The organism is Sphingomonas sp. (assembly GCF_017744835.1).
Taxonomy (GTDB): Bacteria; Pseudomonadota; Alphaproteobacteria; order Sphingomonadales; family Sphingomonadaceae; genus Sphingomonas.
Genome location: NZ_JAGIAM010000005.1, coordinates 146,052 through 155,618, shown reverse-complemented (window position 1 = coordinate 155,618; position 9,567 = coordinate 146,052). Strand labels below are relative to the sequence as shown.

General features: G+C 68.7%; 14 protein-coding genes. 3 read left to right on the top strand and 11 right to left on the bottom strand.

Annotated features, from left to right (window positions below):
- Positions 1-15 precede the first annotated feature (15 nt).
- Positions 16-1,134, top strand: a complete 1,119-nt coding sequence (gene queG, locus J7500_RS15985; protein ID WP_294062927.1) for a tRNA epoxyqueuosine(34) reductase QueG — start codon at positions 16-18, stop codon at positions 1,132-1,134.
- Positions 1,135-1,137: 3 nt separating this feature from the next.
- On the opposite strand, the gene J7500_RS15980 is transcribed toward queG, so the two are convergent.
- Positions 1,138-1,521 (bottom strand): hypothetical protein, encoded by a 384-nt coding sequence (locus J7500_RS15980; RefSeq protein ID WP_294062926.1) that lies wholly within the window; start codon positions 1,519-1,521, stop codon positions 1,138-1,140.
- Positions 1,518-2,210, bottom strand: a complete 693-nt coding sequence (locus J7500_RS15975; protein ID WP_294062924.1) for an EI24 domain-containing protein — start codon at positions 2,208-2,210, stop codon at positions 1,518-1,520. The genes J7500_RS15980 and J7500_RS15975 overlap by 4 nt, the downstream gene beginning before the upstream one ends.
- 56 nt (positions 2,211-2,266) lie before the next feature.
- Here J7500_RS15975 and J7500_RS15970 point away from each other — a divergent pair, with 56 nt between their 5' ends.
- A complete protein-coding gene (locus J7500_RS15970; RefSeq protein ID WP_294062922.1) occupies positions 2,267-3,265 on the top strand; it encodes an adenosine kinase in 999 nt (332 codons plus the stop codon).
- Between the two features lie 94 nt (positions 3,266-3,359).
- Here the strand turns inward: J7500_RS15970 and J7500_RS15965 are convergent, their stop codons facing one another.
- Positions 3,360-4,886, bottom strand: coding sequence for an amino acid permease (locus tag J7500_RS15965; protein ID WP_294062921.1), 1,527 nt, complete (start codon positions 4,884-4,886; stop codon positions 3,360-3,362).
- 173 nt (positions 4,887-5,059) lie between these two features.
- Here J7500_RS15965 and J7500_RS15960 point away from each other — a divergent pair, with 173 nt between their 5' ends.
- Positions 5,060-5,437: a rhodanese-like domain-containing protein gene (locus J7500_RS15960; protein ID WP_294062920.1), complete on the top strand. Its 378-nt coding sequence runs from the start codon at positions 5,060-5,062 to the stop codon at positions 5,435-5,437.
- 139 nt (positions 5,438-5,576) lie between these two features.
- Here J7500_RS15960 and J7500_RS15955 read toward each other — a convergent pair whose 3' ends face one another.
- Genes J7500_RS15955 through hisB form a run of 8 tightly spaced genes read right to left on the bottom strand, consistent with a single transcriptional unit; the run spans position 5,577 to position 9,510 of the window.
- On the bottom strand, positions 5,577-5,954 hold the full coding sequence (locus J7500_RS15955) for a histidine triad nucleotide-binding protein (protein ID WP_294062919.1): 378 nt from the start codon (positions 5,952-5,954) through the stop codon (positions 5,577-5,579).
- Between the two features lies 1 nt (position 5,955).
- Entirely contained in the window at positions 5,956-6,276 is a 321-nt protein-coding gene (locus J7500_RS15950) for a phosphoribosyl-ATP diphosphatase (protein ID WP_294062918.1), read from the bottom strand.
- A gap of 31 nt (positions 6,277-6,307) precedes the next feature.
- Entirely contained in the window at positions 6,308-6,505 is a 198-nt protein-coding gene (locus tag J7500_RS15945) for a hypothetical protein (RefSeq protein ID WP_294062917.1), read from the bottom strand.
- A 48-nt stretch (positions 6,506-6,553) separates the two neighbouring features.
- Positions 6,554-7,312, bottom strand: a complete 759-nt coding sequence (gene hisF / locus J7500_RS15940; RefSeq protein ID WP_294062916.1) for an imidazole glycerol phosphate synthase subunit HisF — start codon at positions 7,310-7,312, stop codon at positions 6,554-6,556.
- On the bottom strand, positions 7,309-8,052 hold the full coding sequence (hisA, locus tag J7500_RS15935) for a 1-(5-phosphoribosyl)-5-[(5-phosphoribosylamino)methylideneamino]imidazole-4-carboxamide isomerase (protein ID WP_294062914.1): 744 nt from the start codon (positions 8,050-8,052) through the stop codon (positions 7,309-7,311). Before hisA ends, hisF begins: the two co-directional genes overlap by 4 nt.
- Positions 8,040-8,642, bottom strand: a complete 603-nt coding sequence (gene hisH, locus J7500_RS15930; RefSeq protein ID WP_294062913.1) for an imidazole glycerol phosphate synthase subunit HisH — start codon at positions 8,640-8,642, stop codon at positions 8,040-8,042. Before hisH ends, hisA begins: the two co-directional genes overlap by 13 nt.
- A complete protein-coding gene (locus J7500_RS15925; protein ID WP_294062911.1) occupies positions 8,639-8,923 on the bottom strand; it encodes a YciI family protein in 285 nt (94 codons plus the stop codon). Before J7500_RS15925 ends, hisH begins: the two co-directional genes overlap by 4 nt.
- On the bottom strand, positions 8,923-9,510 hold the full coding sequence (gene hisB, locus J7500_RS15920; RefSeq protein ID WP_294062910.1) for an imidazoleglycerol-phosphate dehydratase HisB: 588 nt from the start codon (positions 9,508-9,510) through the stop codon (positions 8,923-8,925). Before hisB ends, J7500_RS15925 begins: the two co-directional genes overlap by 1 nt.
- Positions 9,511-9,567: the final 57 nt, after the last annotated feature.

Here is a 9,567-nt window from a genome sequence, read left to right as displayed (position 1 = left end):
TGGTAGCGGGCGGCGATGATCCAAGGCAAGCCATTGGAGGCGCAAATAAAGGCGCACGCAGCGGAGATCGGTTTCGCCGCCTGCGGGATCGCGCGCGCCGACGCGGCGCCGGCTGCCGGAGCGCGGCTGCGCCAGTGGCTGGAAGAGGGTCGTCACGGCTCGATGCTGTGGATGGAGGAGCGCGCGCACCACCGCGAGAGCCCCGCCGGGCTGTGGCCCGAGGTGCGGTCCGTGATCGCGCTGGGCATGAGCTATGCCCCCGCCGCCGATCCGCTGGCGCTGGCGGACGCGGGCGAGGTCGGCCGCATCTCGGTCTATGCCCAGGGCGCCGACTATCACGACCTGATCAAGCGCAAGCTCAAGGAGCTGGCGCGCTGGCTCGTGAGCGTTGCCCCCGACGCCGGCGTGAAGGTCTTCGTCGACACCGCACCGGTGATGGAGAAGCCGCTGTCGGAGGCGGCGGGGCTCGGCTGGCAGGGCAAGCACACCAATCTCGTCAGCCGCAGCCACGGCAGCTGGCTGTTCCTCGGCGCGATCTACACCACGCTCGATCTCGAGCCCGATGCGGCGCGTCGCTCGACCTGCGGAAGCTGCGAAGCATGCCAGACCGCGTGCCCGACCCAGGCTTTCCCCGCGCCCTATCGGCTCGATGCGCGACGGTGCATCTCGTACCTGACGATCGAGCACAAGGGCGCGATCCCGTCCGAGTTCCGCGCGGCGATGGGCAACCGCATCTACGGTTGCGACGATTGCCTGGCGGTCTGCCCATGGAACAAGTTCGCCGCCGCGGCCCAGGCCAACATGGCTTTCGCGCCGCGCGCCGAGCTCGCCGCGCCCGAGCTCGCGGATCTGCTCGCGCTCGACGACGCGAGCTTCCGCCAGGTATTCTCGGGCTCGCCGATCAAGCGCATCGGCCGCGACCGCATGGCGCGCAACTGCCTGATCGCGGCGGGCAACAGCGGTAGCGCGGCGCTGGTCGAGCCGGTGGCGGCACTGCTCGACGATCCCGCGCCCGAGGTGCGGGGAAGCGCCGCCTGGGCGCTGCGGCGGCTGGACCCCGCGCGCTGGCAGGCCGAACGCGAATCGCGAGTGGCGGGGGAGAGCGATCCCGAGGTGTTGGGGGAGTGGCGCTAGAGCCTAGGGCGCCGCGGCCCGCAGCGTGAGCGCCGCCAGGCAGCTCGCCGGGTCGATCGGCCGGCCGTCACGCTGGCGCGTGTCGATGTGCGTGACCACCGCTTCACCATGCTCGGGCGGATAGAGATAGGCGTCGAGCACGCAGATCGGCCCGCCGAACTGGAGCTTGCGCGCATTGCCTTCGGTGATGTCGAGCTGCGGCTTGCCGAACTGGGCGACGAGGTGCCGCGCCGTCTGGCCCTTCACTGCAGCGATCGAGGGCGGCACCGCGGTTGTCGCCGTCGGCACCGGGACATGCGCAGCAGGGCGCACTTCCGGCACGGTGGTGCCTCCGCAGCCGCCGATCAGCAGCGCCGCGCCCATGGCTGCGATGCTCTCCCGCTTCATGCCTGCCTCCCCCGATGGAATGCGTGCGTCGCCATGGCGGCGCCGAGCACCGGGGCGACGAGGTTGAGCAGCGGCACCAGGAACAATCCGGTGCCGACCGCGCCGAGCGCGAAGCGCCGTGGGCCGGTCTGCTTCCGCCATGCCGGCAGCTCGGCGTGGGGCAGGTGGCGCGCCGCGACCATGTCGCCCAGGTCCCGCCCGAGCAGCCAGGCGTTGACGAGGAAGAAGGCAAGCGCCGTGCCCACGCCGGTGACGAGCAGCACCAGATAGAGCGGCGACAGCAGCAGGTTCACGCCGATCAGCCGGCCTGCGGAGCGGAGCCCCATCGCCACCGACTGCCCCAGCGGCACGGCGCGTGCACGAGCGTGCGCCGCGGGATAGTGGCGCGCCTCGACCGCCGCGACGACTTCGTCGGCGAACAGCCCCACCACCGCCACTGCGATGGCGCGGAACAGCAGCCACCAGGCGAGCAGGAACAGCAGCAGCGTCGCCAGGCTCGCGAAGATGTTGCCCTCATCGTGCACGCCCAGCCAGGGCTCGACGATGTCCGCCGCCCAGTCGAGCGCGAACCACAACCCCACGCCCGCCGCGGCGAACAGAAGCACGGTGACCAGCAGCGATTTTAGCAAGACGATCGCGATCGGCCGATCGGTCAACTGGCCCAGCGAGAGGAAGAAAGCTTGAATCATTGCGCTATTCCATGCCTGTCCCTAGGGGGGCGGCGCAACCCATTGGAGCCTTTGACTTGACCAGCCCCACCTATGAAGTGGTCGCGATCGGCAATGCGATCGTCGACATCCTTGCCCAGGCCGATGACGCGTTCATCGAGGAGATCGGCGTCGCCAAGGGGTCGATGCAGCTGATGTTCTCGCCCGAGGAGGCCGATGCGCTCTATGCCAAGATGGGCCCTGGGCGCGAGGTTTCGGGCGGTTCGGCGGCGAACACCGTTGCGGGCATCGCTGCGCTCGGCGGCAAATGCGCCTTCATCGGCCAGGTCGCCGACGACCAGCTCGGGCAGGTCTTCGGGCATGACATCCGTGCCGCGGGCGTGCATTTCGACACCGCCGTCCGTCCCGGCCAGCCGACCACGGCGCGCTGCCTGATCTTCGTGACGCCCGACGGGCAGCGCACGATGAACACCTTCCTCGGCGCCTCGCAGTTCCTGCCGGCCAGCGCGCTCGATCTCGATCTGATCGCCAGCGGCGCGATCCTCTATCTCGAAGGCTATCTCTGGGACCCCGAAGAGCCCCGCGCCGCGATGCGCAAGGCGATCGACGTGGCGCGCGCCAACGGGCGCAAGGTGGCGTTCACGCTCTCCGACGTCTTCTGCATCTCGCGTCACGGCGACGACTTCCGCAAGCTGATCGCCGAGGGACTGATCGACATCCTCTTCGCCAACGAGAACGAGCTGCTGGCGCTGTGCGAGCATGAGTCGTTCGAGGACGCGGTGCAGCACATCCACGGCAAGGTGCCGCTGCTCGTCGTGACTCGCAGCGAGAAGGGCGCGATCGCGCTCCAGGGCGACGAGCGCGTCGAGGTCGGCGCCGAGCCGATCGAGAAGCTGGTCGACACTACCGGCGCGGGCGACATGTTCGCCGCCGGCTTCCTCCACGCTCAGGCGCAGGGCCGCAGCCTCGAGGAATCGCTCCGCCTGGGCGCGATCTGCGCGGCCGAGATCATCCAGCACTATGGCGCGCGCGCCGAAGTGGACCTGAAGAAGCTCGCCGCCCAGAAGCTGGGGTGAGGGCTGTGAAGCCCTTCCCCTGAAGGGGCGGGGCCTGAATAGAAAAAGGGCCGGAGGATCGCTCCTCCGGCCCCTTTTTTGTGCCTGCCCCGGATCAGTGCGTTCCGGGAACTTCGGGCTTCAGCTCTTCATAAGCCTCGTGCTCGGGCACGTCGACGATGCCGCGGCCGACATGGCTGCTCCGGCGGCTGTAGAGGAAATAGACGATCAGGCCGACCACTGCCCAGGCGAGGAACAGCGTCTTGGTCTTCATGTCCAGGCTGTAGAACAGATAGACGCAGCCCAGGATCGAGAGCGGCGCGATCAGGTAGATCGCCGGGGTGCGGAACGGCCGATGGCGCGTCGCATCGGTCCGGCGCAGCACCAGCACCGCGACCGACACCGCCGCGAAGGCGAACAGCGTGCCCGAGTTCGAGACGTCCGCGAGCAGGCCGACCGGGAAGAAGGCGGCGAACAGCGTCACGAAGATGCCGGTCAGGATGGTGATGACGTGCGGCGTGTGGAAGCGCGGGTGCACCTTGGAGAAGACTTCCGGCAGCAGGCCGTCGCGGCTCATCACGAAGAAGATGCGGGTCTGGCCGAACATCATCATCAGGATGACCGACGGCAGCGCGATGATCGCAGCCGCGCCGACCAGCCAGCCGACGAACGGATAGCCGACCTGGCGCAGCGTCCAGGCCAGCGCTTCCTTCGAGCAGACCACGGCCTGTTCCTGGATCGCGGTGCAGGCTTCAGCCAGCGCGGGCGTTCCGGGCGCGAGCACTTCGTTGCCCGGGCCGAACACCGGCTGCGCGCCAACCGTGCCGATCACGCCGGCGGCGACGAGCAGGTAGAAGATGGTGCAGATCGCGAGGCTGCCGATCAGGCCGATCGGCATGTTGCGCTGCGGGTTCTTGGTCTCCTCGGCCGCAGTCGAGACCGCGTCGAAGCCGACATAGGCGAAGAAGATCGATGCCGCCGCGCCCGAGATGCCGGCGAAGCCGAGCGGCGCGAAGGGGGTGAACTTGCCCGTCTGGATCACCGGAATGGTCAGGATGATGAACATCGTCAGCGCGATGATCTTCACCCCCACCAGCACCGCGTTGACCGTGGCGCTTTCCTTGGTGCCCTTGATGAGCAGCGCAGTCACCGCGGCGGCGATCAGCATCGCCGGCACGTTGATCATGCCGCCGTCGAACGGCCCGCGCACCAGCGCATAGGGTATCGATATGTGGAAGCTCGAGTTGAGCCAGCCGATGAAATAGCCCGACCAGCCGACCGACACGGCGCCGGCGGCGATCGCATATTCGAGGATCAGCGCCCAGCCGACCATCCAGGCGACCAGCTCGCCCATCACCGCATAGCTATAGGTATAGGCCGATCCCGCGACCGGGACCATCGAAGCCATCTCCGCATAGCAGAGCGCGGCGACGCCGCAGACGAAGCCGGCGATGACGAAGCTCAGCATCATGCCGGGACCGGCTTTCTGCGCGGCCTCGGCGGTGAGAACGAAGATGCCCGTGCCGATCACCGCGCCAATGCCGAGCATGGTGAGCTGGAACGCTCCCAGAGACCGGTGGAGCGACTTCTTTTCGGCTGTGGCGAGGATGGCATCGAGTGGCTTGATGCGCCCGAATATCATTTGGTTGTCCCCTATGCGGCGCAGATGCGCGCCGCCCCGATTGAAAGCGGCGAGCCTAACCGCAAAACCGGCATGCGCAATGCTTTAGTGGGCCGGGCAGAGTGGCGAGCCCCGCGTTGCGGGTGGAAAGCCGGGCCGACGAGGTATAGTCTGGCGGGCCGGGAGGTACTGCCATGGCCACCGTCAAGGAACAGCTCGCCGCAGCCAACCAGAGCGTCCCGCGCGTGGACGTCGCCGAAGCGCAGAGGCTGATCGCCGAGGAAGATGCGTTGCTCGTGGATGTGCGCGACGCGAACGAAGTCGCGCAGACCGGCAAGCTCGCGGGCGCGCGCAACATCTCGCGCGGGATGATCGAGTTCCGCGCCGATCCCGAGCTTTCCTACCACGATCCCGACTTCCGCCCGGATCGCCCTGTGGTGCTCTATTGCGCCTCGGGCGGGCGCTCGGTGCTCGCGGCCAAGGCGCTGCAGGACATGGGCTATCGGCGCGTCCACAATCTGGGCGGGTTCGGCGACGCGGCCGCGGCGGGCATGGCGACCGAGCCCGCCTGAGGGTTCACGAATTTACCAAAATTTACGCAGCGTTTCGTCTCGCCGGGCGTAGCCTCGCAAGGCTCGCATCCCCTCTTAGCGAGTCAATGGGTGGCCGGAAGGGCTCCATGGGCTCCTGCACCTTCCGGCCACTTCCCGCTCAGCGCGCGAGCATCGGCCCCAGCGGCTTGCCTGCGAAGATGTGGACATGGAGGTGCGGCACTTCCTGGTGCGCGTCCGTGCCGGTGTTGGCGAGCAGCCGATAGCCCGGCGCCACCAGTCCTGCCTCGCGGGCGACATGGCCGACGGCGCGGACGAAGCCGGCGATCTCCGCATCGCTCCCGCGCGCCGAGAAATCGTCCCAGCTCACATAGGGCCCCTTGGGAATCACCAGCACATGGTGCGGCGCCTGCGGGTTGATGTCGTGGAAGGCGAGCGCGAATTCGTCCTCATAGACCTTCTTCGACGGAATCTCGCCGCGCAGGATCTTCGCGAAGATATTCTGGTCGTCATAGGGCTGGGTGGCGTCGATCGGCATTTCAATTCTCCCGGCGGCTCGCCTTTTCCTCCAGCCCCGACACGCCCTCGCGGCGCGCGAGCTCGGCGCGGACATCGTCGAGGCTGAGGCCGGCGTCGGCGAGCAGCACGATCAGGTGGAAGATCAGGTCGGCGGATTCGCCGACGAGCCCCGCGCGATCGTCGGCGATCGCGGCGATCACGGTCTCGACCGCTTCCTCGCCGACCTTCTGCGCGATCTTGGCGCGGCCGCGGCTGGTGAGCTTGGCGACATAGGACGTCGCCGGATCGCTGCTGCGGCGTTCGCGGATCACCTGTTCGAGCGCGTCGAGGGAGTCGGCCATGGCGCCCGGCTGCGGGAGCGCGGGGCTTCTGTCAATCCTCGCCCTCGACCTCGCGACGCGCGCGGAAGCGGGCGCGGAGGCGGCTGCGCACGAACCACACCGCCGCCGCGGCACAGGCGAAGAGCGCGATGTCGGAAAGTTCGGGCATCGTCCGCGCGCCGGCAGTGCCGCTGTGCGGTGCGGCGAGGGCGGGAGCGGCGACCAGCAGGACGAACGCGACATAGGGCATGCCAGTGAGCGTAACGCCGGGGGATTGGAGAAGCGTTAAGCCGCTGCCTCAGGAGCGGACCGGAATCCCCTCGGCCGCGAGCGCGGCGTGCGCCTCGGCGATCGTCGCCTGGCCGAAGTGGAAGATCGAGGCGGCGAGCACGGCCGAGGCATGGCCGTCGCGGATGCCCTCGACCAGATGCTGGAGATTGCCCACGCCGCCCGATGCGACCACGGGAACGGTCACCTGGTCGGCGATTGCGCGGATCAACGCGAGGTCATAGCCGTCGCGCGTGCCGTCGCGGTCCATCGAAGTTACGAGCAGCTCGCCCGCACCCAGCTCGGCAAGGCGCAGCGCGTGCTCGATTGCGTCGATGCCCGTGGCGCGGCGGCCGCCATGGGTGAAGACTTCCCAGCGCTCGCCGACGCGGCGCGCATCGACCGAGGCGACGACGCACTGGCTCCCCATCACTTCGGCGATTTCGGACACGACTTCGGGCCGGGTCACGGCGGCCGAATTGACCGCCACTTTGTCGGCGCCGGCGAGCAGCAGCGCGCGCGCATCCTCGACGCTGCGCACGCCGCCGCCGACAGTGAGCGGCATGAAGCAGACCTCGGCGGTGCGGCGCACCACGTCGATCATCGTTCCGCGCGCCTCGTGGCTGGCGGTGATGTCGAGGAAGCAGAGTTCGTCGGCCCCCGCCGCGTCATAGGCACGCGCCTGCTCCACCGGATCGCCGGCGTCGACCAGGTCGACGAAGTTCACGCCCTTAACCACCCGGCCGCTGGCCACGTCGAGACAGGGGATCACGCGCGCACGGACGGTCACCGTGCCACCTCGATCGCCTGGGCCAGGTCGAGCCGGCCGTCGTAGAGCGCGCGGCCGGTGATCACGCCTTCGATGCCGTCGGCGACGTGCCGCCGCAGCGCGTGGATGTCGCCGATGTCGGTGACGCCACCGCTGGCGATCACGGGGATCGAGACGGCACGGGCGAGCGCGACGGTGGCGTCGACGTTGCAGCCCTTGAGCAGCCCGTCGCGGCCGACGTCGGTGAACAGCAGGGCGGCGACGCCCGCATCCTCGAAGCGCTTGGCCAGCTCGACCACGGAGACGTCGGACACATCAGCCCAGCCGCGCGTCGCCACCATGCCGTCGCGCGCGTCGACTGCGACGACGACGCGCCCCGGATGTGCACGCGCCGCCTCGCGCACCAGCTCGGGGTTCTCGAGCGCCGCGGTGCCGATCACCACGCGCTCGACGCCGAGGTCGAGCCAGCGCTCGACCGACTCGCGGTTGCGGATGCCGCCGCCGAGCTGGACCTTGCCCGGGAAGGCCTGGAGGATCGACGACACCGCCGCGCCATTGACCGACTCACCCGCGAAGGCGCCGTCGAGGTCGACCACATGCAGCCATTCGGCGCCCGCCGCCGCGAAGGCCTGGGACTGGGCGGCAGGATTGTCGCCATAGACCGTCGCGCGCTCCATGTCGCCCTCGGCGAGGCGGACGACCTGGCCGCCCTTGAGGTCGATGGCCGGGAAGACGATCAGGCCGGAACTTACGGCTGCCATTCTAGGAATCTCTCCAGCAGCGCGATGCCGTAGCGCTGGCTCTTTTCGGGGTGGAACTGCACGCCGATCATATTGTCCCGGCCAATCGCGGCCGTGACCGGACCGCCGTGATCGGTGGTGGCGAGCACATGATCGCCGGTGAAGGCGAAGCTGTGCAGGAAATAGGCCTCGCCCCGCTCGAGCAGCGGGTGGGGCAGGGTGGGGACGACGTCGTTCCAGCCCATGTGCGGCACATGGACGCCGGGTGCAGGCGGCATGGCGCGGACGGTGCCGGCAATCCATCCGAGTCCGGGATGCGTCCCCATCTCCTCGCCGGCGTCGGCCATCAGCTGCATGCCGACGCAGACGCCGAGGAAGGGCGCGCCCTGACGCAGCACGCGTTCCTCGAGCGCCTCGACCATGCCGGGAACCGCACGCAACCCGCCGGCGCAGGCACCGAACGCGCCCACGCCGGGAAGCACCACTCGATCGGCCTTCAGCACGGCATCCGGATCGGCGGTGATCAGCAGGTTCGATGCGCCGGCTGCCTTGAGCGCGTTGTGGACCGAGTGGAGGTTGCCCGCGCCATAGTCGATCAGCGCGACGCTCACTGGGCCAGCGCCTCCAGCCCGGGAGCGACCACGCCGGGCGCGACTTCGATGAACTCGAAGTCGGCGGCGCCGTTGGTGGCGAACGGGTCGGTCGCGGCCCAGGCCTTCACTTCGTCCAGCGAACCGCGGACCAGGAACATGCCCCCGGTCACTGGTACCTTGCGGCCCGCCATCAGCAGCCGGCCGTCGGCCGCCGCCTGTTTGAGCCATTCGACGTGCGCGGGGCGCAGTGCGTCGATCGTCTCGATCGGCACCTTGTAGGTGAGCAGCACCAGGATCATCACAGCACTCCCTTGGTCGAGGGGATGGCGTCAGCCTTGCGCGGGTCGATCTCCACTGCCTCGCGAAGCGAGCGGGCGAGCCCCTTGAACGCGGCTTCGGCGATGTGGTGGTTGTTGGTGCCGTAGAGCGTCTCGACATGGAGCGTCAGCCCCGCGGTCTGCGCGAACGAGTGGAACCAGTGTTCGAACATCTCGGTGTCCATCTCGCCGAGGCGCTTCTGGCTGAACTCGGTCTTCCAGACGAGGAAGGGCCGGCCCGAGATGTCGACCGCGACGCGCGTCAGCGTCTCGTCCATCGGCGACAGGGCGTCCGCGTATCGCCGGATGCCCTTCTTGTCGCCCAGCGCCTTGGCTACCGCCTCGCCGATCGCAAGCCCGGTGTCCTCCACCGTGTGGTGCTGGTCGATGTGCAGGTCGCCCACCGTCTTGACGTCGAGGTCGATCAGCGAATGGCGGCTGAGCTGCTCGAGCATGTGATCGAAGAAGCCGATGCCGGTGGAGATGGCATAGGCGCCGGTGCCGTCGAGGTTGACGGTGACGTCGACCGAGGTCTCGCTCGTCTTGCGGCTGATCGTGGCGGTGCGCATGTCCGCCCCACATAGCGATGGCGGCGCGTCATGCAATCTTGACCGGCGGTCGCAACC